Origin of the sequence: Paraburkholderia acidicola, assembly GCF_002362315.1 — a bacterium.
Classification (GTDB): Bacteria; Pseudomonadota; Gammaproteobacteria; order Burkholderiales; family Burkholderiaceae; genus Paraburkholderia; species Paraburkholderia acidicola.
In genome coordinates this window covers 724394-745707 of sequence record NZ_MTZV01000004.1, presented here as the reverse complement: position 1 = coordinate 745707, position 21314 = coordinate 724394, and the positions used below count along the sequence as shown (strand labels likewise).

The 21314-nt window shown below is 63.9% G+C and carries 25 protein-coding genes and 1 riboswitch; of the genes, 13 read left to right on the top strand and 12 right to left on the bottom strand.

All coding sequences use genetic code 11. The features are described 5' to 3' along the window. Nucleotides 1–10: 10 nt before the first annotated feature. The 3 genes from tolQ to ydfG all read right to left on the bottom strand — a co-directional run bounded on the left by tolQ (nt 11) and on the right by ydfG (nt 2145). Nucleotides 11–688 carry a protein TolQ gene (tolQ, locus tag BWP39_RS13595; RefSeq protein ID WP_091010097.1) on the bottom strand — a complete coding sequence of 226 codons (678 nt, stop codon included), beginning with the start codon at nt 686–688 and terminating at the stop codon, nt 11–13. Nucleotides 689–842: 154 nt separating this feature from the next. Continuing rightward, complete coding sequence (ybgC, locus tag BWP39_RS13590; protein WP_096720931.1) at nt 843–1322, bottom strand: tol-pal system-associated acyl-CoA thioesterase; 480 nt, start codon at nt 1320–1322, stop codon at nt 843–845. Between the two features lie 76 nt (nt 1323–1398). Beyond that, a complete protein-coding gene (gene ydfG / locus BWP39_RS13585; protein ID WP_096720929.1) occupies nt 1399–2145 on the bottom strand; it encodes a bifunctional NADP-dependent 3-hydroxy acid dehydrogenase/3-hydroxypropionate dehydrogenase YdfG in 747 nt (248 codons plus the stop codon). Nucleotides 2146–2345: 200 nt separating this feature from the next. Further along, a riboswitch (ZMP/ZTP riboswitch) is annotated at nt 2346–2447 on the top strand. 168 nt (nt 2448–2615) lie between these two features. Between ydfG and glyA the strand changes: the two genes are divergently transcribed. The 7 genes from glyA (at nt 2616) to BWP39_RS13550 (ending at nt 7286) form a co-directional block, all read left to right on the top strand. Beyond that, the gene (glyA, locus tag BWP39_RS13580) at nt 2616–3863 is read left to right on the top strand and encodes a serine hydroxymethyltransferase (RefSeq protein ID WP_096720927.1); all 1248 of its coding nucleotides are present in this window, start codon (nt 2616–2618) and stop codon (nt 3861–3863) included. Nucleotides 3864–3869: 6 nt separating this feature from the next. Then, on the top strand, nt 3870–4361 hold the full coding sequence (gene nrdR / locus BWP39_RS13575) for a transcriptional regulator NrdR (protein ID WP_091010103.1): 492 nt from the start codon (nt 3870–3872) through the stop codon (nt 4359–4361). Between the two features lie 170 nt (nt 4362–4531). Next, a complete protein-coding gene (locus BWP39_RS13570; RefSeq protein WP_096720925.1) occupies nt 4532–5098 on the top strand; it encodes a GspH/FimT family pseudopilin in 567 nt (188 codons plus the stop codon). Continuing rightward, nucleotides 5095–5517, top strand: a complete 423-nt coding sequence (locus tag BWP39_RS13565) for a type IV pilus modification PilV family protein (RefSeq protein ID WP_096720923.1) — start codon at nt 5095–5097, stop codon at nt 5515–5517. The genes BWP39_RS13570 and BWP39_RS13565 overlap by 4 nt, the downstream gene beginning before the upstream one ends. Next, the gene (locus BWP39_RS13560; protein ID WP_096720921.1) at nt 5514–6320 is read left to right on the top strand and encodes a PilW family protein; all 807 of its coding nucleotides are present in this window, start codon (nt 5514–5516) and stop codon (nt 6318–6320) included. The genes BWP39_RS13565 and BWP39_RS13560 overlap by 4 nt, the downstream gene beginning before the upstream one ends. Beyond that, a complete protein-coding gene (locus tag BWP39_RS13555) occupies nt 6317–6841 on the top strand; it encodes a hypothetical protein (RefSeq protein WP_207556802.1) in 525 nt (174 codons plus the stop codon). The genes BWP39_RS13560 and BWP39_RS13555 overlap by 4 nt, the downstream gene beginning before the upstream one ends. A 19-nt stretch (nt 6842–6860) precedes the next feature. Beyond that, nucleotides 6861–7286, top strand: a complete 426-nt coding sequence (locus tag BWP39_RS13550; RefSeq protein ID WP_096720919.1) for a type IV pilin protein — start codon at nt 6861–6863, stop codon at nt 7284–7286. A 19-nt stretch (nt 7287–7305) separates the two neighbouring features. Here BWP39_RS13550 and BWP39_RS13545 read toward each other — a convergent pair whose 3' ends face one another. From BWP39_RS13545 to BWP39_RS31490, 4 genes are all read right to left on the bottom strand, one after another. Next, entirely contained in the window at nt 7306–7758 is a 453-nt protein-coding gene (locus BWP39_RS13545) for a DUF3318 domain-containing protein (RefSeq protein WP_096720917.1), read from the bottom strand. 66 nt (nt 7759–7824) lie between these two features. Next, nucleotides 7825–8208, bottom strand: a complete 384-nt coding sequence (locus BWP39_RS13540) for a phage holin family protein (RefSeq protein ID WP_096720915.1) — start codon at nt 8206–8208, stop codon at nt 7825–7827. A gap of 127 nt (nt 8209–8335) precedes the next feature. Further along, a complete protein-coding gene (locus tag BWP39_RS13535; protein ID WP_091010118.1) occupies nt 8336–8638 on the bottom strand; it encodes a DUF883 family protein in 303 nt (100 codons plus the stop codon). A gap of 17 nt (nt 8639–8655) precedes the next feature. Further along, a complete protein-coding gene (locus BWP39_RS31490; protein WP_133116871.1) occupies nt 8656–8943 on the bottom strand; it encodes a hypothetical protein in 288 nt (95 codons plus the stop codon). Between the two features lie 62 nt (nt 8944–9005). Here BWP39_RS31490 and BWP39_RS13530 point away from each other — a divergent pair, with 62 nt between their 5' ends. After that, nucleotides 9006–9644 (top strand): peroxiredoxin, encoded by a 639-nt coding sequence (locus tag BWP39_RS13530; RefSeq protein ID WP_096720913.1) that lies wholly within the window; start codon nt 9006–9008, stop codon nt 9642–9644. A 106-nt stretch (nt 9645–9750) separates the two neighbouring features. Here the strand turns inward: BWP39_RS13530 and BWP39_RS13525 are convergent, their stop codons facing one another. After that, nucleotides 9751–10941: an acyl-CoA dehydrogenase gene (locus BWP39_RS13525; protein WP_091010121.1), complete on the bottom strand. Its 1191-nt coding sequence runs from the start codon at nt 10939–10941 to the stop codon at nt 9751–9753. An 80-nt stretch (nt 10942–11021) separates the two neighbouring features. Here BWP39_RS13525 and BWP39_RS13520 point away from each other — a divergent pair, with 80 nt between their 5' ends. Next, nucleotides 11022–11807 (top strand): IclR family transcriptional regulator, encoded by a 786-nt coding sequence (locus BWP39_RS13520; protein ID WP_096720911.1) that lies wholly within the window; start codon nt 11022–11024, stop codon nt 11805–11807. A gap of 13 nt (nt 11808–11820) precedes the next feature. Here the strand turns inward: BWP39_RS13520 and BWP39_RS13515 are convergent, their stop codons facing one another. Continuing rightward, a complete protein-coding gene (locus BWP39_RS13515; RefSeq protein WP_096720909.1) occupies nt 11821–12654 on the bottom strand; it encodes an EAL domain-containing protein in 834 nt (277 codons plus the stop codon). Nucleotides 12655–12950: 296 nt separating this feature from the next. On the opposite strand from BWP39_RS13515, the gene BWP39_RS13510 reads away from it, so the two are divergent. From BWP39_RS13510 to fahA, 3 genes are read left to right on the top strand one after another with little or no spacing between them, the layout of a single operon-like run. Continuing rightward, a complete protein-coding gene (locus BWP39_RS13510) occupies nt 12951–14306 on the top strand; it encodes an MFS transporter (RefSeq protein ID WP_096720907.1) in 1356 nt (451 codons plus the stop codon). A gap of 31 nt (nt 14307–14337) precedes the next feature. Beyond that, nucleotides 14338–15693, top strand: coding sequence for a homogentisate 1,2-dioxygenase (gene hmgA / locus BWP39_RS13505; RefSeq protein ID WP_096720905.1), 1356 nt, complete (start codon nt 14338–14340; stop codon nt 15691–15693). Further along, a complete protein-coding gene (fahA, locus tag BWP39_RS13500; protein ID WP_096720903.1) occupies nt 15690–17012 on the top strand; it encodes a fumarylacetoacetase in 1323 nt (440 codons plus the stop codon). Before hmgA ends, fahA begins: the two co-directional genes overlap by 4 nt. A gap of 25 nt (nt 17013–17037) precedes the next feature. Here the strand turns inward: fahA and BWP39_RS13495 are convergent, their stop codons facing one another. The 3 genes from BWP39_RS13495 to BWP39_RS13485 form a co-directional block, all read right to left on the bottom strand. Continuing rightward, nucleotides 17038–18195: an MFS transporter gene (locus BWP39_RS13495; RefSeq protein WP_096720901.1), complete on the bottom strand. Its 1158-nt coding sequence runs from the start codon at nt 18193–18195 to the stop codon at nt 17038–17040. A gap of 117 nt (nt 18196–18312) precedes the next feature. After that, nucleotides 18313–19488, bottom strand: a complete 1176-nt coding sequence (locus BWP39_RS13490; RefSeq protein ID WP_096720899.1) for an MFS transporter — start codon at nt 19486–19488, stop codon at nt 18313–18315. Between the two features lie 159 nt (nt 19489–19647). Continuing rightward, nucleotides 19648–20496 carry a crotonase/enoyl-CoA hydratase family protein gene (locus tag BWP39_RS13485; protein ID WP_096722554.1) on the bottom strand — a complete coding sequence of 283 codons (849 nt, stop codon included), beginning with the start codon at nt 20494–20496 and terminating at the stop codon, nt 19648–19650. A 272-nt stretch (nt 20497–20768) separates the two neighbouring features. Here BWP39_RS13485 and BWP39_RS13480 point away from each other — a divergent pair, with 272 nt between their 5' ends. Then, nucleotides 20769–21305, top strand: a complete 537-nt coding sequence (locus BWP39_RS13480) for a plasmid fertility inhibition factor family protein (protein WP_096720897.1) — start codon at nt 20769–20771, stop codon at nt 21303–21305. The last annotated feature ends 9 nt before the right edge of the window (nt 21306–21314 follow it).

Below are 21314 nucleotides of genomic sequence, written 5' to 3'. Positions count from 1 at the left end.
GGTGTGCTCCTTAGTGCGCCTGGCGCTGCAGGATGTTCGAGAACTCTTCGATGAAGGTCTCGAAGCGGATCGCGAGGCGGTCGATATCGTGTGCGTAGCGGTTGTAGGCAACCACCGCCGGAATCGCCGCGAACAGACCGATCGCGGTGGCGGTCAGCGCTTCGGCGATACCGGGCGCCACGTTCGCTAGCGTGGCCTGCTGCACGTTCGCGAGACCGCGGAACGCATTCATGATCCCCCAGACGGTACCGAACAGACCGATATACGGGCTGACCGAACCGACCGATGCGAGGAACGCGAGGTTCGCTTCGAGGACGTCCATCTCACGCTGGAACGCGGCACGCATCGCGCGTCGTGCACCGTCGAGGATCGCGCCCGGATCGTTGAGCCGTTTTTCCTTGCCCTTCAGGAATTCGCGCATGCCGGATTCGAAGATCCGTTCGAGCGCGCCGATCGAGTGGCGGTTGTTCGCGGCGCTCTGGTATAGCGCCTGCAGGTCGCCGCCCGACCAGAACTCGCGTTCGAAACGCTCGGTCTGCGCGCGTGCGCGCCGGATCGCAAACCACTTGCGGAAGATGAATGTCCACGACAACAGCGACAGCAGCAGCAGCAGCGCCATCACGGCCTGGGCCAGCAGGCTCGCGTTGAGAACGAGGGAAACGATCGATAGATCTTGGGTAGTGTTCATAGAGGTTCGCTGTAACGTCCCGGAAGGGGCGTCCGGCTGCAAGGCCCGTCGAAGCTGGCGGTCGGGAAACCGGAAGCTTCGGCGTATCCTTCGCCGAACCATGCTTGGTGTGGCTTTGATCGATACGAGTTCACTGGCGACGTATCAACGGTGTTCAGTCGACTGTCGTTGACACGCCGGTCGTCGTAGTAGCTGGTCCGCGCCGCAATGCGGCGAGCACCGGTGGAGGAATGGCGGCAGGTCGGAACGCAGCACGTTCGACGCAGCCGACCCGGATCTCGCCCGTGGCGAGCAGCGTGTCGTCACGCCAGGCTTCCTGCGTGAAATCGACCGATGCGCGGCCAAGCCGCTCAACCCGGCTGATCACGGTGACGAGATCGTCGAGCCGCGCCGGCGCCCGGTAACTGAGCGCGGTGCTGCACACGATGAACATCGTGCCGGTTTCGTCGGCGAGTTGCCGCTGGTCGATTCCGGAGGCGCGCAACCATTCGGTGCGCGCCCGCTCGAAAAACTTCATGTAATTCGCGGAGTACACGATGCCACCGGCATCGGTGTCTTCGTAATACACCCGGATCGGCCACGTGAAGCCTGGTTCCGTGCCGGGCTGGCTGCTGGACATATTCATGCCGCGCATTTTACCGGAACGCGGACGCGTCTCACGATTTGTCGCGATTTGTTGTCTTTCCGGTTGCCACGTGCGGCGCGAACGCTCAGCCGCGGTGCACCGACAAACCCGCAAACGACTGCGCAACCGGCATCAGCTCGATCGTGTTGATGTTCACGTGAGCGGGCCGTGTGGCGATCCAGTAGATCGATTCCGCGATGTCTTCGGCGGTTAGCGGCTGGACGTTCTGGTAGACATTCGCCGCCTTCGCGTCGTCGCCGCGGAAACGCACGTTTGAAAACTCGGTACCGCCGCACAGTCCCGGCTCGACATCGGTGACGCGCACCGCGGTGCCGGTCAGGTCGGCGCGCAGGTTCAGGCTGAACTGCCGCACGAACGCCTTGGTCGCGCCGTAGACGTTGCCGCCCGCATAGGGCCAGTTGGCCGCCGCGGAGCCCAGATTGAACACGTGTCCGCGGTTACGCTCCACCATGCCCGGCAGCAGCGCGCGCGTAACCTGCACAAGGCCGGTGCAGTTGGTGTCGATCATCGTTTGCCAGTCGTCCAGCACGGCGCGCTGGGCGGGTTCCAGGCCGAGTGCGAGACCGGCGTTGTTGACCAGCACGTCGATGGCTGCGAACTCTGGCGGCAGCGCGGCCGGCGCGGCTTCGACGGCGGCGCGGTCGCGCACGTCGAGTTCGAACGGCAGGAGCCGCTCGCCCAGTTCATCGGCGAGCGCTTGCAGGCGGTCCTTGCGGCGCGCGGTGGCGACGACCCGATGGCCGCCGTTGACGAACGCTCTTGCGATAGCGGCGCCGAACCCTGCGGACGCGCCTGTGACGAACACGATCATTGCTGCTCCATGGTCGGAAAGATGGAAAGGGCATCAGCCTACTTCCAATGCGGCGCTGCGGCAAGGACGAGGGCCGGCCCGGCTGCCGCGGGCGCCGGCGCTGGAGCACCGTCCCGCGGGGCTTGCAGCGGCATGGGGCGGCGCCGGCTGGCGGTCGCCCGCTGTTGCCTATTGGTGCAGGTTCCAATAAACTAACGCGCTCAATCCTGCGTGACTGGCGATAGAACCCTTCTGGGTTCAAAGGTGGAACAACCCACCGTGAAGCGCAGGGTGCCGTTTTGCCGTTCGCCTGGGCAGCCGTGATCCGCGCGTCGTAGTCTGGCGCCGCCGGTGGCTGTCCTGCCTCGCGTGTGCGGCGCTCCTTCTCCGCCATGTCAAGGCTGGCCCAGCCGCCAGCAGCGCTGCGTATCCGCTACGCTTATCCCGCGCAATCCGGTCAACCTGAACTGAACTCACTCAACGGAACCCGTATGTTTGACAGAGCCGAAAGCACTATCGCCAGCGTCGATCCCGAAATCTGGAAGGCGATCGAACAGGAAAACCGCCGTCAGGAAGACCACATCGAACTGATCGCGTCGGAAAACTACACGAGCCCGGCCGTCATGGCCGCCCAGGGCTCGCAGCTCACCAACAAGTACGCCGAAGGCTATCCCGGCAAGCGCTACTACGGCGGCTGCGAATACGTGGACATCGTCGAGCAGCTCGCCATCGATCGCGTGAAGCAGATCTTCGGCGCCGAAGCTGCGAACGTGCAGCCGAACTCGGGCTCGCAGGCCAATCAGGGCGTGTTCTTCGCGATGCTGAAGCCGGGCGACACGATCATGGGCATGAGCCTCGCGCACGGCGGCCATCTGACGCACGGCTCGCCGGTCAACATGTCGGGCAAGTGGTTCAACGTGGTCAGCTACGGTCTGAACGAAGCCGAAGACATCGACTACGACGCCGCGGAAAAACTCGCTCAGGAACACAAGCCGAAGCTGATCGTCGCGGGCGCCTCGGCGTTCTCGCTGCGCATCGACTTCGAACGTCTTGCGAAGATCGCGAAGTCGGTTGGCGCGTACCTGATGGTTGACATGGCGCACTACGCCGGTCTGATCGCTGCGGGCGTCTACCCGAACCCGGTGCCGCACGCCGACTTCGTCACGACCACCACGCACAAGAGCCTGCGCGGTCCGCGCGGCGGCGTGATCCTGATGAAGTCCGAATACGAGAAGCCGATCAACTCGGCGATCTTCCCGGGCATTCAGGGTGGTCCGCTGATGCACGTCATTGCCGCCAAGGCCGTGGCATTCAAGGAAGCACTGTCGCCGGAATTCAAGACGTATCAGCAGGCGGTGCTCGACAACGCACGCGTGCTCGCCGAAACGCTGGTGAAGCGCGGCCTGCGTATCGTGTCCGGTCGCACCGAGAGCCACGTCATGCTGGTCGACCTGCGGGCGAAGCAGATCACCGGTAAAGCGGCGGAAGCGGCGCTCGGCGCGGCGCACATCACGGTCAACAAGAACGCGATCCCGAACGATCCGGAAAAACCGTTCGTCACGAGCGGTGTTCGTCTCGGCTCGCCGGCCATGACGACGCGTGGTTTCGGTGTCGCGGAAGCCGAACAGGTCGGCAACCTGATCGCCGATGTGCTCGACAATCCGGAAGATGCCGCAACGATCGAACGCGTGCGTACCCAGGTCGCCGCCCTCACGAAGCGCTTTCCGGTTTACCGCTAGGCGATCATGCGCTGCCCCTTCTGTCGGCACGACGATACGCAGGTCGTGGATTCCCGCGTGTCGGAAGACGGCGCGGCGATCCGCCGGCGGCGTCGTTGTTCGGCCTGCGACAAGCGTTTTACAACGTACGAGCGGACCGAACTGGCGTTGCCGGCGGTCGTCAAGAAGGATGGCAGCCGCAGGGAGTTCGACCGCCGCAAGATCGTCGCGAGCATGCAGCTCGCGCTGAGAAAGCGGCCGGTCGCCGCCGAGGCAATCGATACGGCCGTCGCCCGCATCGAATATCAACTGCTCGGCAGCGGCGAGCGTGAAGTGCGCAGCGAACGGCTCGGCGAACTCGTGATGAACGAGCTGCGCGCACTCGATACGATTGCGTACGTGCGCTTCGCTTCCGTGTACCGGCGCTTCGAAGACGTGTCCGAGTTCGAGGATGTGATCGAGGAATTCCGTCGCGCTTCGTCGCCGCCCGCGCCCGTCAAGTCTTCGCGCAAGCGCTGAGATTACCTTCTGAGTTGCGTGTTGTGCGTGCGTTGTATCGCACGCGCTTTCACCTGCCTGTTCTGTTTGTTCTGTTCACTTCCCCTCGCGACCTGGCCGTTCGGTCGATTGTCACGTTTCGCATGGGTCGCTAGATTGACTGTGTTCTTCGGACCAGTCAGGAGTGACCCATGGCACCTCATGTTTTGCCGCCGCAAGCGTACGGCGGTTTCACGCTTGCTGAAATGCTCGTCGTGGTCGCGCTGCTTGCCTCGCTTGCGGTTCTGGCCACGCCGTCGTTTGTCGCGTGGCAGGTGCGCGATCAGGTCGACGCCCGGGCGCGCGCGATGCTCTCCACGCTCAGCTACGCACGCAGCGAAGCGCTGCGCCGCGGTGTGCGTGTCACGGTGTGTCGCATCGATAGTGCGCATCGCTGCCTGCCGGCCGGTGAAGCGTGTCGCAGCGGCGTGCAGGACTGGTCGTGCGGCTGGGCCGTGATGGCCGAGCAACCCGGTTCGACGGCGCTGTCTGCGTTGCGTGTGCAGCCGGGTCTCGCTGCAGTGAGTGTGAACGGCACGCTCAGCAATCTCACGTTCACGCCGCCGGCAGGGCAGGTGATCGGCGGCTTTCGCAACTTTGACGTCGCGCCGCGCTCGATGTCGCGCGCCACTCAGGGGAATAACTGGCGGCGTTGTATCAGGATTGCTGCCGGCGGCCGACCGCGCATTTCCGACGGCGCTTGCGGAGCGGCATCATGAGCCGGCGCAAACACGCTGCATGTCGTGGCAACTCACTACTCGAAGTGATGCTGGCGGTTGCCTTGATGGCCGTCACGGTGCTTGGTTTGACGGCCGCGCAATGGTGGACAGCAGGTGAGGCGAAAGCGGTCACGCTGCGCGAGCATGCGGCGATGATCTCGGACGCGGTGGCTGAAACCGCGCGCGCCAACGCGAATGAAGACGCGGCGTTGTCGCAATGGAAGGTGCTCGCCGCGCGTTTGCTCCCACAGGACGAGGTGTCGATTCGCGATCAACGCGCCGGAGCCGCGGTCGCACATGTCACGTGGCTGGCGCCTGCGCCGTCGGTGCGTGGCGAAGTAATCGATATGCCCGAGTCTTGCGGCGGCATGGCGGTACCGCCGCGGACGGCCTGCGTTGCGATCGCGTTCGCCCGATGACCGTAGCCAGGTTCCGCTCGCGCGGTCACACGCTGCTGGAGCTGATGATCGCCGTCGCGCTCGGACTAGTCGTGGTGGCCGGTGCTGTCTCGATGTACCGCTCACAGCGTGCCGCGTTCGTGCGCGCAACCGATGCGCTGCGGATACACGACGCCGGTATGACGGCGCTCGCGCTGATCGCCGCGCAGGTGCGCATGGCCGGCTTCGTGCCCGCCGATATGGCGCCGGCCGATTCGTCCGCGGGGTTGTTCGGTTGCTCGGGCGCACGCACGGTTGGCAGCTTCGAAAATCGTAGTTGCGAGACGGTGAGCACGCATTCGGACGGCATTGCGGTGCGCTATATAGGCGACACGATATCGACGTGGCCATCGTCGACCGGTCGGCCCACCGACTGTCTCGGCCAGAGCGTGACCACCGACGCAGCCGGAAGCGATTCGCAGCGCATACCGATCGTCAACCGCTTCCATGCGAGAACCGGCAGCGCCGGCGAACCCGAACTGTATTGCGACGGCAGCGGCCGGCCGGGCGTGGCGCAACCGCTGGTGGAAGGTGTCGAAGGATTGCGGGTTCGCTACTGGCTGAAGGACGCGCACACCGCGCTCGATGCTTCTGCTGTGGCGCGTGATCAATGGCAACAGATTGTCGCGGTGGATCTGTGCGTGCTGGTGCGTGGCGCACCGCTTGGGCGCCGTACGCGTTATGTCGATTGCGACGGCGTGTCGCTGCTTGCGACCGACACGCGTGTACGGCAGGCGTTCTGGCGGCGCGTCGCCGTTCGCAACCAGCAGCGGAGCGCGTCATGACACGCGCTATTCGAACGCGAGGAGGGCGCCGGGCGCGTAGCCAGGTGCGCGGCGTTGCGCTCCCGGTCGTGCTGATGCTGTCGTCGATGATGCTCGTTACATCGGCGGCGTGGTTCGAGGCTTCTCTTGCGAGCGCACGCGGTACCGCGAATACGCAGGGCCATCTGCAGGCTTTTCATGCTGCCGATGCAGCGCTGGCCTCATGTGCGCAGATGGCACTGGCGAACACCACCACTGCGTTGCCAGACGTCGCGGGAGAACCCGAAGGCTGGCGTCGCGCAGCAACCTTCGAGGCGCGCGCACAGACTCCGGCAACTCAATGGCCCGGGTCGTTGCGACCGCCGCAATGTCTGATCGAAGGATGGCAGCTTGCAACGCGTCCCGATGCACGCGCATGGCTGATCACTGCGCGTGGTTTTGGCACGACGCTGGCATCGCAGGCATGGCTGCAACTGACACTCGTCGTCGAAGACGGGCGCACGGAGCGCCACTGGCGGCAGATCGTCGCGCGTCCCTTTTGAACGGCGAGATAACCTTCGTATGAATTCACGGACCGATGCTTTCACGCTGCTCGAACTGGTCATCGCGCTGGCGATTGCCGCGACGCTCGCGGTCTTCGCAGTGCCGGCGTATCGCAGCCAGATCGCGCGGACGCATCGAACCGATGCCGCAGCCGCGCTGTATCGCGCTGCCCAGTTCGTGGAAACCGATGCGAGCGGTGAACGGAATGTGCTGCCTGTCGGGCTTGATCGCGCACCGCAGTTCGGCACGGTGCTGTATCGGCTTAGCGTGCTGCCGGGCAATGCGACGAACGGTGGCTATACGCTGGAGGCGGTACCTGTGGAGGATGGCCCGATGCAGGGTGATGCATGCGGCACGTTCGTGCTCGACGCGACGGGTGTGCGGGTGAATCGCAGCAGCAACCCGACAGGGCTCGCCGCAGACGAGTGCTGGAATACGCGTTGAACGAGCGTTGCGTGAACGTTCAGCGGCGAGATTTCGCCGCTGGCGCGGTATCGTCGTCGCGCTTCATCTGTTGCCAGATGCGGTACGCCTCCCACGCGGCAAATCCGAGGCCACCCCATTTGAGCAGCGGTTTCGCGCTAGCGAGGAGCGTAGAGCGCAGTGGTTTGGCAAGCAGGATCGATGCAAGCGAACTGATCAGCGGATACTGTTTGAGCAGTGCGCCGATGCCCGCATTCGCACTCTTGCCTGTGCCCCAGCTCATTCCGCGAAAACCTGGCAACAGAAACTTGAGCCAGCTGAAATGCGTGACCGATTGACGCAGCTCAACCGTAGCCTGCGCGAATTCCATCCGTTCGACATCCGCGCGCACGATCAGCAGTTCCTTGCGCAGTGCGCGCAGATGCGGTGCGCTCAGATCTCGCGCACTCGAATGCTGGTTGCGAAAGGCGGTATCGGGACGGGGCTGGCTCATGAGATCTCGGTAACGATAGCGGTAGCGATGGAGAAACTGCGGTAGCGGGTAACGTACCCGCCGGCTTTATTGCTTGCGGAAGATGTCGCGGTCCTTTTCGAATTCCTTCAGCGTGGCTTCGAATACCATCGGCGCGTTGCGCAAGCTGCTGCGCGCGCGCAATGCACAGAACAATGCGGCGAGCGCATAGACCAGCGTGATGCCGGCGAGCGCCTGCCAGCGCCAGGTGTCCCAGAAAGCGATGGCCACCAGTGCAGTCAGTGCGATCAGCGCCATGGTGGCAAGCATCATGGCCGCGAGCCCGAGGAAGAGCACCATCAGCAGACGGTCTTTCTCCTCGCTCAACTCGATGCCGATCAGTTCGAGGCGCGTCTGGATGATGGCGAATACGGAGCCGAGGATGCGGCGCAAGGGCCCATGCTCTGCGCGCGTGTGGGAATCGATCGTCATGGCCTAAGCGCGTTGCGCGTGCAGATGCACCAGAAGGAGTCGACCGGCGCGGGCCGGCCGACCTGTATGTGAGCGGAGCGGCCGCCGGCCGATGAACCCGGCGCGGCCGCTGCACGGTGTCGCGGCCTTATTTGCGGTTGATCAGCAAGCCGACCAGAACGCCGACGCCGGCTGCGATGCCGATCGACGCCCACGGATGTTCGTGTACGTAGTCGTCGGTTGCGCGCGCGGCTTTCTTGCCTTTTTCGACAACGACGACCTGCACGTCGGCGGCTTTTTCCTTTGCCTGCTTCAGACGCGACAGCGCCGTTTCGCGCAGTTCCGACGCGCGCTCGCCCGTTGCGCTTGCGGCCTGCTTCAACAGGTCTTCAGCGTCCGCGAGGACGGCTTTGATATCCGACATCAATCTCTCCTTGTTGACTTCCGACATTGACTGCTCCCTTCGTATCACGCCACGCGTGAATCGTAACCAAAGAAACGTCCGCTGGCGAGTGCGCTGGTCAACGCACTGTCTGGTGGGGTATGCACGAACTGTTCCCGTTGCTGTTTTCTGCGAACGACGGCTGCTAAAAAGCGCCCCGACAGCGTCGTTGCATTGATACGGCGGTTGATCCGCAGCTTGATGGAGTTGATCTGCCCCGTAAAGTTTCCCCCGCGCCGGCGAAAATTACAAAAACTCATAAAGTTCTGACGCGATGTTTGTTCAACAGAACGGTGGCTTCCCGTATGCTTCAACTCTTTGCGAAGCTTGCGGGTACTATCTGCAAATTCGTCCGTTCACTTCAAGGAGCTGCACCATGAGTCTGCGTCTCGGCGACATCGCACCAGATTTCGAACAGGATTCGAGCATCGGCCGCATCAGTTTCCATGAATGGCTCGGCGACAGCTGGGGCGTTTTGTTTTCGCATCCCGCCGACTTCACACCGGTCTGCACGACCGAACTCGGTCTGACGGCGAAGCTCGCGGGCGAATTCGACAAGCGCAATGTGAAGACGATTGCGTTGTCGGTGGACAGCGCGGAATCGCATAAGGAATGGATCAAGGACATCAACGAGACGCAGGCGGCAAGCGTCGGCTTCCCGATTCTCGCGGACGGCGATCGCAAGGTTTCGGAACTCTACGACATGATTCACCCGAATGCGAACGAAACGCTCACGGTGCGCTCGCTGTTCGTGATCGATCCGAAGAAGAAAGTGCGCCTGATCATCACGTATCCGGCCAGCACCGGACGTAACTTCGACGAAGTGTTGCGCGTGATCGATTCGCTGCAGCTCACCGACAACCATAAGGTCGCGACGCCGGGCAACTGGAAGCAGGGCGACGACGTGGTGATCGTTCCGTCGCTGAAGGACGAAGAGGAAATCAAACAGCGGTTTCCGAAGGGCTACAAGGCAATACGCCCGTATCTGCGTCTTACGCCGCAGCCGAACAAGTAACGCGGTTCGCGCGACCTGGCCTGGCCTGGCCGCGCGGCAACCGGTACGAAACAAAAACCCCGCGCATGCGGGGTTTTTGTTTGATGCACTAGCGTGACTGCGCCGCTCAGAAGAACGCCTGAATACCCGTCTGCGCGCGCCCCAGTATCAGCGCGTGAATATCGTGCGTGCCTTCATACGTGTTGACGACCTCGAGGTTCACGAGGTGCCGCGCAATGCCGAACTCGTCCGAGATGCCGTTGCCGCCGAGCATGTCGCGTGCAAGCCGCGCGATGTCGAGCGCCTTGCCGCAGGAATTGCGCTTCATGATCGACGTGATCTCGACGGCGGCAGTGCCTTCGTCTTTCATCCGGCCGAGGCGTAGCACGCCTTGCAGGCCGAGCGTGATCTCGGTTTGCATATCGGCAAGCTTCTTCTGGATCAGCTGGTTTGCAGCGAGCGGGCGACCGAACTGCTTGCGATCGAGCACATACTGCCGCGCGGTATGCCAGCAGGCTTCCGCGGCGCCGAGCGCGCCCCACGCAATGCCGTAGCGCGCCGAATTCAGGCACGTGAACGGACCACGCAGGCCACTCACGTTCGGCATCAGGTTTTCGGCGGGGACGAACACTTCATCGAGCACGATCTCGCCGGTGATCGACGAGCGCAGACCGACCTTGCCGTGGATCGCCGGTGCCGACAGACCTTTCCAGCCCTTCTCGAGGATGAAGCCGCGAATCGCATCCTTGCCGTCCTCCTGGAGCTTGGCCCAGACGACGAACACATCGGCGATCGGTGAGTTGGTGATCCACATCTTCGAGCCCGACAGCGAATAGCCGCCGTCGACCTTCTTCGCGCGCGTCACCATGCTGCCCGGATCCGAGCCGTGGTTCGGCTCGGTCAGGCCGAAGCAGCCGATCCATTCGCCGGTGGCAAGTTTCGGCAGATATTTTTCCTTTTGCGCGTCGGAGCCGAATTCGAAGATCGGCACCATCACGAGCGACGACTGGACCGACATCATCGAGCGATAGCCGGAGTCGATGCGTTCCACTTCACGTGCGATCAGCCCGTAGCTCACGTAGCTCAGACCGGGGCCGCCGTACTGTTCAGGAATGGTCGGGCCGAGCAGGCCGAGTTCGCCCATCTCGCGGAAGATGCTGGCATCGGTCTTCTCGTGACGGAACGCTTCGAGCACACGCGGCGCCAGCTTGTCTTGCGAATACGCTTGTGCGGCGTCGCGCACCATGCGTTCTTCCCCGGTCAACTGCTGATCGAGCAACAGCGGATCTTCCCAATGAAACTGCGCGGCGTCGGCCATGATGCGACTCTCCTGTTCCTTGACTTTAGTTCCGCTATGCGGAACAATGTTTTGCAAATCAGACCCGAGTGTACCATCCGATGACGCCCGCATCCACCCCCGCCATTTCCATCGACGAGCGCAAATTCGTCACCGCCCTGGCTCGTGGGCTGGACCTGCTGCGTGCGTTCCGCCCCGGCGAAACGATGCTCGGCAATCGCGATTTCGTCGAACGGACCGGCCTGCCCAAGGCAACCGTGAACCGGCTCGCGTACACGCTGACGGTGCTCGGTTATCTGCGCTTCGACGAAACGCTCGGCAAGTACGCACTCGATGCCGGTGTGCTGTCGCTTGGGTTCGCACTGCTGTCGGGAACCGACACGCTCGAACTCGCGCGGCCGCACATGCGTACGTTCGCACGCGAAGTGGGCGCGGCTGTGTCACTCGGCTGTCGGGATGGGCTCGACATGATCTATCTCGAGACGATTCGCAGCGAGACCGCACTGACGCTCGGTCTTGCGTCGGGTTCGCGGCTGTCGATGCTCACCAGTTCGATGGGCCGTGCCTACCTCGCGGTGCTGCCCGCCGATGCGCGCGCAGCCTTGCTCGCCGAGCTGAAGAAGGCGGCCGGCGCGGACGGCGCTGCGCTCGTGGCCGATGCGCAGTTCGAGATCGACGCGTTTGCCGAAGCACGCTGCTGCTTCTCGTTTCGCGCGTGGAATGACGATGTCAACGCCGTCGCGGTGCCGTTTCGCGAGACGCGCGATGGACGCTGGCTCGTGCTCAGTTGCAGCGGGCCGGCATCGTCGATGGGGGAGGAGGTGTTTCGCGAGAGCGTCGCGCCGCGGTTGAAGGCGCTTGCTTGCAGGCTTGGTGATACTGCGTAGTTTTGCGGGCCCTTTACGCCGTCCGGTCGTGATCGTGCGCGGCGAAAAGCGGGCCTTGCACGAAGCGCACATCGTATTGCTGCAGCAGATCGAATTGCGCTTCATCGGCGACGCGGTTGAAGATCAACGGAATGCGCAACCGGTTCGCATAACCGACCAGCGGCTTCACCATCGAGTCGCGCAGCGCCGAGCCCGCATCCATCTTGATGAAATCGAGCCGCGCCATGTCCGACACCGAGAGGATCTGTCCGGCATTCGGCAGATTGCCCGCCACCTTGAAACCGTACCGCTGATAACTCCGCGTCAGATAGCCGAGGAAGTTGCGATGTGCAACTGCCGCCGCCGGTAGTTCGATCACGATGCGTGACGGGTTCAATCCAAACGATACGAGCACCGCCGAGAAATGCCGGCCATGGTCGTACTTCACGCTCTTCAGCAACCGTTCGTGAACCCGCAGAAACAGCAGCCCATGCTGCTGCGCGCCGAAGAAATTGATTGCGTGCAGTGCGCGAGACATGCGGTCCAGGGCGACCAGTTCCTGGTCGTCGGCGATGCGCTCGAAGGTGTCTTGCGCATCGAACGGCACGCCGTCGATGCGTTGCGTCACCGCCTGAAAACCGAGCTCGTCGCCGAACCGGTCGGCCCGCTCCGGCGCCGAACCGAGCGACTGCCCATACGCATGCACGCTGATATCGAAGATCGGCTCATACGAGCTGCCGAGTTGAAAACCGTTGAAGCGGGCGATCGCACTGTCGCTGTGCTCGCCCGTTCCGCGTGCCAGATGCTCGCCGAGAAACGGGTGGCTGGCGGCACGCGCGACGAGGTCGGGGATGGTCGGGGGAATCATGAACGGGGCAGGTCGCGCGCAAGCACGCGTCTCTTGTCGGTTGCGGCGCCATGCCGCACTCATTTAACGATGTTAGCAGTCCGCGTAGCGCGCGCATGAACTAAATGGTCATAACGATATCGGTGGGCGCGCGTCAGGTCAGGGTTTACGATATTTTCACTATACGTAATTCGTTTTACTATTCGTAAATTACGCATGTGGCGAGAGCGGAGCCGTGTGTGCCCGGAAAAGTCGTTTCGCGTTCCGAGCCGGTACTGCCGGCAACCCGTTTTGCGCCATAACGATGAGGAGATCCCATGAGCGTCCAGCCGGAGTCGTCGAATGTGATTGAAGTCGAGCGCGTGCTCGGCGAAACGCATCACCCTGCGTTCCAGCTCATGCTGCTCGTGTTGTGCGGACTGTGCCTTGTGATCGACGGCTTCGATGCGCAGGCGATGGGCTATGTCGCACCCAGCGTGATCGCTGAATGGAGCGTATCGAAGGCGGCGCTCGGGCCGGTGTTCAGCGCGAGTCTGTTCGGCATGCTGCTCGGCGCGCTGGGGCTGTCGGTGCTTGCCGACCGGATCGGCCGGCGTCCGGTGCTGATCGGTGCGACGTTTTTCTTCGCTGCTGCGATGATCGCGACGCCGCTTGCGTCGACGGTGCCTGCGCTGATCGCGTTGCGCTTCATAACGGGTCTTGGGCTCGGCTGCATCATGCCGAATGCGATGGCGCTGGTCGGTGAGTTTTCGACGCCCGTGCATCGCGTGAAACGGATGATGCTGGTGTCGTGCGGCTTTACGCTTGGCGCGGCGCTGGGCGGTTTTGTCAGCGCTGCGTTGATCCCGGCGTTCGGCTGGCGTGCGGTGTTTTGGGTCGGTGGTGCGGTGCCGTTGCTGCTCGCGTTTGCGATGCTCGTCGCGCTGCCCGAATCGCTGCAATTCCTTGTACTCAAAGGCCGCATGGAACGCGCCCGGCGCTGGCTCGCAACATTCGATCCAAACCTGCACATCGACGCGCAGACGCGCATCGTCGTGCGCGAAAAAGCCGATGGCGGCGCGCCGGTCGCGGAGCTGTTCCGCGCGGGCCGCACGCCGGTCACGCTGATCCTGTGGGCGATCAGCTTCATGAACCTGATCGATCTGTACTTCCTGTCCAACTGGCTACCGACGGTGATGCGCGATGCGGGCTACACACCGGCGACAGCCGTGATTGTCGGCACCGTGCTGCAAACCGGCGGAGTGGTCGGTACGTTATCGCTCGGCTGGTTTATCGAACGGTTTGGCTTCGTGCGGGTGCTGTTCGTCTGCTTTGCGTGCGCGGCCGGGTTCGTCGGGGCGATCGGCAGTGTCGCGCATGCGCTGCCGTGGCTGCTGGTGGCGGTGTTCGCGGGCGGCTTCTGTGTAGTCGGCGGGCAGCCGGCGGTCAATGCGCTTGCAGGACACTATTACCCGACCAGTCTGCGCTCGACCGGCATCGGCTGGAGCCTCGGTATTGGTCGCATCGGCTCGGTGATCGGGCCGCTCGTCGGTGGGCAGCTGATCGCACTGAACTGGTCGAATGCGGCGCTGTTTCACGCGGCCGCGGTGCCGGTATTGTGCTCGGCGTTGTTCGTGATCGTGCTCGCCGGCGCGACGCGGCATCAGCGGGCTGCGCTGGCGCAAGCCGCCTAGGTACTCATGCCAGGCATTTATGGAGAAACGCATGACTCACGAAACGAACTCCCACTCCGCCCACTCAGGCGATCGCTCTGCGTATCAATCGGGTTTCGCCAACGAGTTCGCCACCGAGGCGCTGCCAGGCGCACTGCCGCAAGGCCGCAACTCACCGCAGCGCGCCGCCTACGGACTCTACGCAGAGCAACTGTCGGGCACGGCATTCACCGCGCCGCGCAGCCATAACCGCCGCTCGTGGCTGTACCGCATTCGCCCGGCGGCGATGCACCGGCCATTCACGCAACTGCCGCCGTTGCCATCGCATCCCGCCGACCGGCTGGTAGCGAACTTCCATGAAGTGCCGCCGACCCCGCCGAACCAGCTCCGCTGGAACCCGCTGCCGATGCCCACCGCGCCGACCGATTTCATCGACGGCTGGGTGACGATGGCGGGCAATGGTTCCGCCGAATCGATGAACGGTTGCGCGATCCATCTCTATGCAGCGAACCGCTCGATGCAGGACCGCTACTTCTACAGCGGCGACGGCGAGCTGCTGATCGTGCCGCAACAGGGCCGTCTCGCGATAGCGACCGAACTCGGCCGGCTCGATATCGAACCGTTCGAGATCGCGGTGATTCCGCGCGGCGTGCGCTTCACGGTGACGCTGCCCGATGGCGAGGCGCGCGGCTATATCTGCGAGAACTTCGGTGCGTTGCTGCGTCTGCCGGATCTCGGGCCGATCGGTTCGAACGGACTTGCCAATCCGCGCGATTTCCTCACACCGCATGCCGCCTACGAAGACCGAGAAGGCGACTTCGAACTCGTCGCGAAGCTGAACGGCCACTTGTGGCGCGCGGACATTGGCCATTCACCGCTCGACGTCGTCGCGTGGCACGGCAACTACGCGCCGTACAAATACGATCTGCGGCACTTCAACACGATCGGCTCGATCAGCTACGACCATCCCGATCCGTCGATCTTCCTCGTCCTGCATTCGCCAAGCGATACACCCGGTGTCGATACGATCGACTTCGTGATCTTCCCGCCGCGCTGGCTTGCAGCCGTTGATACGTTCCGGCCGCCCTGGTTTCACCGCAACGTCGCGAGTGAGTTCATGGGCCTCGTGCACGGCGCTTACGACGCGAAGGCGGAGGGTTTCGTGCCTGGTGGCGCGAGCCTGCACAACTGCATGTCGGGCCATGGCCCCGATGCGGATACCTTCGAGAAGGCATCGCACAGCGATACCTCGAAGCCGCATAAGGTCAGCGACACGATGGCGTTCATGTTCGAAACCCGCACGCTGATCCGCCCGACACGTTTTGCGCTTGAAACGTCGCAGCTGCAGGCCGATTACTTCGAGTGCTGGCAAGGCATCCAGAAACACTTCAACCCGGAGCAGCGATGAGTGTATTGAACGATCTACAGGTGACGCTCGATCCGTCGCGCCGAAGCTGGGTTGAAACGGCGAACGATCCGGCCTGTGACTTTTCGATCCAGAACCTGCCGTTCGGCATCTTTAGCGACTCGCGCGATGCGGTGTGGCGTGCAGGTGTTGCGATCGGCGATCGCATCGTCGATCTGGCTGTGCTGGCGGAAGCAGGCTTGCTTGTTTTGCCGCTGACGTCGGCGGGCGAATTCAGCGCTTCCAGCGTGTTCCGCTCCGATTCGCTTAACCCATTCATCTCGCTGGGTCGCGATGCGTGGCGCAGCGTGCGGATCCAGTTATCCAGCCTGCTCGCGCGCGACACGGCCACGCTGCGCGACGACGCGGCACTGTGCGAACGCGCGCTCGTGTCCGCTGCCGATGCAACGCTGCACTTGCCCGTGCAGATTCCCGGCTACACCGATTTCTATTCGTCGAAAGAACACGCGACGAACGTCGGCTCGATGTTCCGCGATCCGAAGAACGCGCTGCTGCCGAACTGGTCGGAGATGCCGATCGGCTACAACGGACGTGCTTCATCGGTGGTGGTGAGCGGCACGCCGGTGCGGCGGCCCAACGGTCAACTGAAGTTGCCCGATGCGGAGCGCCCGGTGTTCGGCGCGTGCCGCAAGCTCGACATTGAACTGGAAACCGGCTTTATCGTTGGACGCGGCAATGCGCTCGGCGAACCGGTGGCTTGTGCTGAAGCCGAAGCGCATATTTTCGGCATGGTGCTGCTGAACGACTGGAGTGCGCGCGATATCCAGCAGTGGGAGTACGTGCCGCTCGGGCCGTTCAACGCGAAGACCTTCGCGACGACGATCTCACCATGGATCGTCACGCTCGATGCGCTCGAACCGTTTCGCGTCGCGCAGCCGGCGCAGGTGCCGCAGCCGCTCGACTATCTGCGGCACGACGGTGCGCATGCGTTCGATATCGCGCTCGAAGTGCAGTTGCGTCCGCAACGCGCCCGCGAAGCGACGACGATCTCGCGCACGAATTTCCGCCACATGTACTGGACAATGGCGCAACAGTTTGCGCATCACACGGTGTCGGGCTGCAATACGCGGGTGGGCGATCTGATGGGTTCGGGCACGATCAGCGGGCCGACCGCCGATTCATACGGCAGCCTGCTGGAGCTGACCTGGAACGGCAAGCAACCACTCGAACTGAAGGAGGGCGGTACGCGGACGTTTATCGAAGACGGCGATGAATTGACGCTCGCTGGGTGGTGCCAGGGCGAGGGTTATCGCGTGGGCTTTGGAACGTGCAGCGGTGTGATCGTGCCGGCGCACGATTGATTCGCGGTGATTGCGGGCGAGCGGTTTAACGCACCACCCGCACCCCCGCACGCCGCCGCTCCCACAACACCGCCCCACCAAACGCGAGCGCGCCAGCTAGCAGCAAGCCGACCAGCGCATCGTTACCGATACCCTTCATCAACGCACCAGCGATCAGCGGGCCGCCAAAACTCGCGGCACTCCACGACGCTCCGACGAGCGAACTCGCCGACACCAGCGCGGCCCCACGAAAGCGTTCACCGCACGCCACTAGCGAAAGTGTATAGATCGCGCCCGCCGCGGCACCGAGCACATAGAGCAGCGGCCAGCACAGCCACAGCGAGCCGATCGCCCACGGCAGCAGCGGCAACAGCAGCACAACGACGGCCGCACAGCAAAGATGCACACGCTCACGACCAAACCGGTCCGCGAACCAGCCAATCGGAAACTGCATCGTCGTATCGCCGAGCAGCAGCGCCGACGCAAACAGCACGGCGACTTCAACCGCGATGCCATGCGCCATCGCATACAACGGCAGCAACGACAACGCGATCGTATCGAACAGCGCAAAGAACGCGGTGCCGATCACGATGGCCGGCATGCGCGGCAGCACATGGCGCCAGCTGTCGTGCGCTTCGGGTTCGCCGGCGGTGTGCGGGGTGGCGCGGATCGTCGCGAGCGTCGGCAGCGCGAGCAGGAAGATCGCGCCGCACAGCAGAAAGCGTCCGCTATTGAATCCAGCGATCTGGCTCACGAGCACCGGCCCGGCCATCTGGAACAACGTAAAGGTCGTCGCATAGATGGCGATGACGCGGCCGCGTGTCGCGTCGTCGGCGAGCTGGTTGACCCATGCCTCGCCGATCGTGAAGAGCAGCATCAATGCCGCGCCGCAAGCGATGCGCAACACAGCCCAGACGTACAGGTTCGTCGTGAGCTGCATGCCCGCGGTCGCGATGGCGACGACCAGTACCGAGCCCGCAATCACCTGACGGCCGCCGAAGCGCGCAGCGACCCAGCCGGCGAGTGGCACGACGACGAGGCCGCCGCCCGCCTGCGCAGCGGTTAGTAGACCGACGACATCGGTGCCGTAGCCAGCCTGGGTCAACGCGAGCGCCGTGAGCGGCAGCGTGGCGCCACTGCCCAGGCCGACTACGGCGACGCTCAGAATGAGGGCGAGGAAATCGCGGGTGAAGATGACTTTCATCGGCGGGAATGCTACACCGGCGCGTTGTCGCGCATCGGCGTCGACCCGTGTTGCAGTGGGGGAATCGGGGGCTGCGGTTCAGGCTCACGAGGCACGCGAGCCGGGATGTCACGTGGCTCAGCCAGGTGAGCCGGCCGCCGGCAATCGCTGCGCACGCCGTTCCAGCGATACCGAGAACACCGTCAGCAGCAGCGCAGCGAGCGCCATCGTCACACCGACCCACGGCAGCGACGTGAGCGGAATGCCCGCACCGATCGCCATACCGCCGAGCCACGCGCCCGTCGCATTGCCGAGATTGAAGGCGCCTTGATTCAGCGTGGAGGCGAGGTTCGGCGCATGGCTCGCGCGATCGACGATCAGCATCTGCAGCGGCGGCACGATCGAAAACGCGAGCACGCCCCACACGAAGATCGTGACCATCGCAGCAACCGGCGAATGCATCGTCCCGGCGAACACCACGAGAATCACGCAGATCGCCATCAGGAACGCGAGCAGCGACGGCATCAACCGCCAGTCCGCGAGCTTGCCGCCGAGTGTGCTGCCCACCGTCAGTCCGAGACCGAACAGCAGCAGCACGAGCGTGACCGCATGCGGCGTGAAGCCGGTGACGTCTTCGAGAATCGGCGTGATGTAGGTGAAGGTCGAAAAGAGACTCGCCGATGCAAGCACGCTGATGCCGAGCACCATCAGCACCTGCGGGTTTTTCAGCACGCTGAATTCGCGTACGAGGCTTGCCTTCTGCATCTCGATACGCGCGGGCAGGCACACGGCGAGCGCCGCGGCCGCGAGTACGCCGATGCCGGTCACGGCCCAGAACGTCGCGCGCCAGCCCACGGCCTGGCCGAGCGCCGTGCCGAGCGGCACACCGAGCACGTTGGCGAGCGTAAGACCGGTGAACATCAGCGCGATAGCCTGCGCCCGGCGATTCGGTGCGACAAGTCCAGCCGCCACCACCGATCCAATGCCGAAGAACGCGCCATGACAGAACGCCGTGACGATGCGCGCGACCATCAGCACCGCATAGCCGGGCGCGATTGCGCACAGCAGGTTGCCGAGGATGAATACGCCGATCAGGCTCATCAGCGCTTTCTTGCGTGGCATGTTGGCGACCGCGATCGCGACGATCGGTGCGCCGATCGTGACACCGAGCGCGTAGGCCGACACCAGCATGCCGGCAGCCGGAATCGACACGGCGAGATCGCGTGCGACGTCGGGTAGCAGCCCCATGATGACGAATTCAGTGGTACCGATCCCAAAGGCGGCGATGGCAAGGGCGAGCAGGGGCAAAGGCATGATGGGACGATCGATACAGGAGCGCGGATGGTGATCGGCGCGTGTGGCGCGTGTTTTCGGGCCGAAAACGCGGGCGCCAGGGTAAAGCAGTAGGGGATTGTACCTAAGCCAAAACGGCCTTGCTGGCGTGTAAACGAAGTGTTGTTTTTTCCTGCAGATCTAGTCGGGACCGGGCTGGGCGGGATCGGCGGGGGCGGCAGACGGCGGGACGGCTGTGCCGTGCCGGCCCGCACCGGCCGCAAAGCGCGCGGCGCCAGCGGCGCCTTCGGCAAATACCGCGTCGTAGCCGCCGGCGCCTTCGCGGCGCAGCGCGTCGGCGAGATCGTCGAGCGTGCTGTTTTCGAATGCCGAGCGGCGGTCGGCCCGCAGCGCCGCCTGCGGGAACGCGGCTAACGTGGCGGCCAGCTGTTCGGCGGCGGCCCGGGCCGTACCCTTCGCGACGACCCGGTTGGCGAGGCCGAATGCGAGCGCTTCCTGTGCGTCGACCGGGCGGCCGGTCAGGATCAGATCGAGCGCACGCGACAGGCCGATTAGCCGAGGCAGGCGGATCGTCCCACCGTCGATCAGCGGAATCCCGACCCGCCGGCAGAACACACCGAGCACCGCATCGTCCTCGACGACACGCAGATCGCACATCGCCGCCAGTTCGAGCCCACCTGCGACCGCGTGACCGGCGATCGCGGCGATCACCGGTTTGCCGAACGTCATACGCGTCGGTCCCATCGGACCGGGGCCGCTGCCGTCCGCATGCAGTTCATTGCGGCGCGTATCGTCGGCGAGCGCGGTGAGATCCGCGCCAGCGCAGAACGTGCCGCCCGTGCCGAACAGCACCGCCGCGTGCCATGCGGGGTTGGTATCGAAGCGGCGAAACGCGGCGCTCAGTGCATCGGCGGTCGGGCGGTCTACCGCGTTGCGGCGCGCCGGACGCTCGAGCACGATCGTTACCACCGTATCGACCGCCTCGACTGCTTCGAGCCGGACATGCTCGCCGAATGTTTCCATGATCATCGGTTTCTCCATCGATCTCGCCGCGCCGCCACCGTGTCGATCCGCGCTCGCGAGATGCGATTGCAGTATCGCTGGAGCGGAAACGGGCATACCGTATGCGAAATGACTCGCGAGGCAGTCTGGCCGTCAGTACGAAGGGGTAAGCCTGAGCGCGAAACACCTGCAGTTTGCACGGCCGCTGTCACGTGGCTTTCATGATGCACTCGTAGCTTAGGCGCTTTTTAGACGTCGGTGCGCGTTGGCGCGCCGCGCCGGCAGATCGAACTCATTGCATGCCCGTATCCATGTCATCGCCCGCATCCAGCGTTGTGCCGTCCGGGGCCGAACCGGTCTGGACCGTTCTTCTGCCCGAGCACGGGTGGTACGACCACGTACGTCTAAAACGTGTGTTCGGCACGCCCGGCACACGTCATCAGGTCGTGCTGGTCGACATGCGCAAACTGCTGGTATGTGCGGATCGCGACAACACCGACTACGTGTTGAAGCCCGTCAACGAATGGCATTCGGGCAAGGTGCGCGGCATCCGCGAGTTTCTCGATCCGGAGAACGAACGCATTCCTGAGATGCCGTATGTGACGGTGACGAAGCGGCGCGCGCCGGGGCTCTTTGGCTGGCTGGGGCTGGACCACGAAGGCGTCGTGGCGTTTCGCAACGGGCAGCATCGCACGCGCTATCTTGCCGAGGCAGGTGCGCGCTGGATGCCGGTCGAAGTGCACGAGCGCGAGGCTGCGCTGTTGCACGAAGTGTGCGGCGCCCCCGACGATGCACACACCGCGCTGCGGCCGGATCCGGGCGCGAGTGGAACCTGAACGGCGGCA

What these genes read in the sequence shown, in the direction of transcription:
- BWP39_RS13495 (WP_096720901.1), bottom strand. Translation starts at nt 18,195, where the DNA reads ATGAAAGTCATCTTCACCCGCGATTTCCTCGCCCTCATTCTGAGCGTC.
- BWP39_RS13510 (WP_096720907.1), top strand. Translation starts at nt 12,951, where the DNA reads ATGAGCGTCCAGCCGGAGTCGTCGAATGTGATTGAAGTCGAGCGCGTG.
- glyA (WP_096720927.1), top strand. Translation starts at nt 2,616, where the DNA reads ATGTTTGACAGAGCCGAAAGCACTATCGCCAGCGTCGATCCCGAAATC.
- ybgC (WP_096720931.1), bottom strand. Translation starts at nt 1,322, where the DNA reads ATGCGCGGCATGAATATGTCCAGCAGCCAGCCCGGCACGGAACCAGGC.
- BWP39_RS13555 (WP_207556802.1), top strand. Translation starts at nt 6,317, where the DNA reads ATGACACGCGCTATTCGAACGCGAGGAGGGCGCCGGGCGCGTAGCCAG.
- tolQ (WP_091010097.1), bottom strand. Translation starts at nt 688, where the DNA reads ATGAACACTACCCAAGATCTATCGATCGTTTCCCTCGTTCTCAACGCG.
- BWP39_RS13570 (WP_096720925.1), top strand. Translation starts at nt 4,532, where the DNA reads ATGGCACCTCATGTTTTGCCGCCGCAAGCGTACGGCGGTTTCACGCTT.
- hmgA (WP_096720905.1), top strand. Translation starts at nt 14,338, where the DNA reads ATGACTCACGAAACGAACTCCCACTCCGCCCACTCAGGCGATCGCTCT.
- BWP39_RS13515 (WP_096720909.1), bottom strand. Translation starts at nt 12,654, where the DNA reads ATGATTCCCCCGACCATCCCCGACCTCGTCGCGCGTGCCGCCAGCCAC.
- fahA (WP_096720903.1), top strand. Translation starts at nt 15,690, where the DNA reads ATGAGTGTATTGAACGATCTACAGGTGACGCTCGATCCGTCGCGCCGA.
- BWP39_RS13490 (WP_096720899.1), bottom strand. Translation starts at nt 19,488, where the DNA reads ATGCCTTTGCCCCTGCTCGCCCTTGCCATCGCCGCCTTTGGGATCGGT.
- BWP39_RS13535 (WP_091010118.1), bottom strand. Translation starts at nt 8,638, where the DNA reads ATGTCGGAAGTCAACAAGGAGAGATTGATGTCGGATATCAAAGCCGTC.
- BWP39_RS13545 (WP_096720917.1), bottom strand. Translation starts at nt 7,758, where the DNA reads ATGAGCCAGCCCCGTCCCGATACCGCCTTTCGCAACCAGCATTCGAGT.
- BWP39_RS13550 (WP_096720919.1), top strand. Translation starts at nt 6,861, where the DNA reads ATGAATTCACGGACCGATGCTTTCACGCTGCTCGAACTGGTCATCGCG.
- BWP39_RS13480 (WP_096720897.1), top strand. Translation starts at nt 20,769, where the DNA reads ATGCCCGTATCCATGTCATCGCCCGCATCCAGCGTTGTGCCGTCCGGG.
- BWP39_RS13560 (WP_096720921.1), top strand. Translation starts at nt 5,514, where the DNA reads ATGACCGTAGCCAGGTTCCGCTCGCGCGGTCACACGCTGCTGGAGCTG.
- BWP39_RS13485 (WP_096722554.1), bottom strand. Translation starts at nt 20,496, where the DNA reads ATGATCATGGAAACATTCGGCGAGCATGTCCGGCTCGAAGCAGTCGAG.
- BWP39_RS13530 (WP_096720913.1), top strand. Translation starts at nt 9,006, where the DNA reads ATGAGTCTGCGTCTCGGCGACATCGCACCAGATTTCGAACAGGATTCG.
- ydfG (WP_096720929.1), bottom strand. Translation starts at nt 2,145, where the DNA reads ATGATCGTGTTCGTCACAGGCGCGTCCGCAGGGTTCGGCGCCGCTATC.
- BWP39_RS13540 (WP_096720915.1), bottom strand. Translation starts at nt 8,208, where the DNA reads ATGACGATCGATTCCCACACGCGCGCAGAGCATGGGCCCTTGCGCCGC.
- nrdR (WP_091010103.1), top strand. Translation starts at nt 3,870, where the DNA reads ATGCGCTGCCCCTTCTGTCGGCACGACGATACGCAGGTCGTGGATTCC.
- BWP39_RS13525 (WP_091010121.1), bottom strand. Translation starts at nt 10,941, where the DNA reads ATGGCCGACGCCGCGCAGTTTCATTGGGAAGATCCGCTGTTGCTCGAT.
- BWP39_RS13520 (WP_096720911.1), top strand. Translation starts at nt 11,022, where the DNA reads ATGACGCCCGCATCCACCCCCGCCATTTCCATCGACGAGCGCAAATTC.
- BWP39_RS13565 (WP_096720923.1), top strand. Translation starts at nt 5,095, where the DNA reads ATGAGCCGGCGCAAACACGCTGCATGTCGTGGCAACTCACTACTCGAA.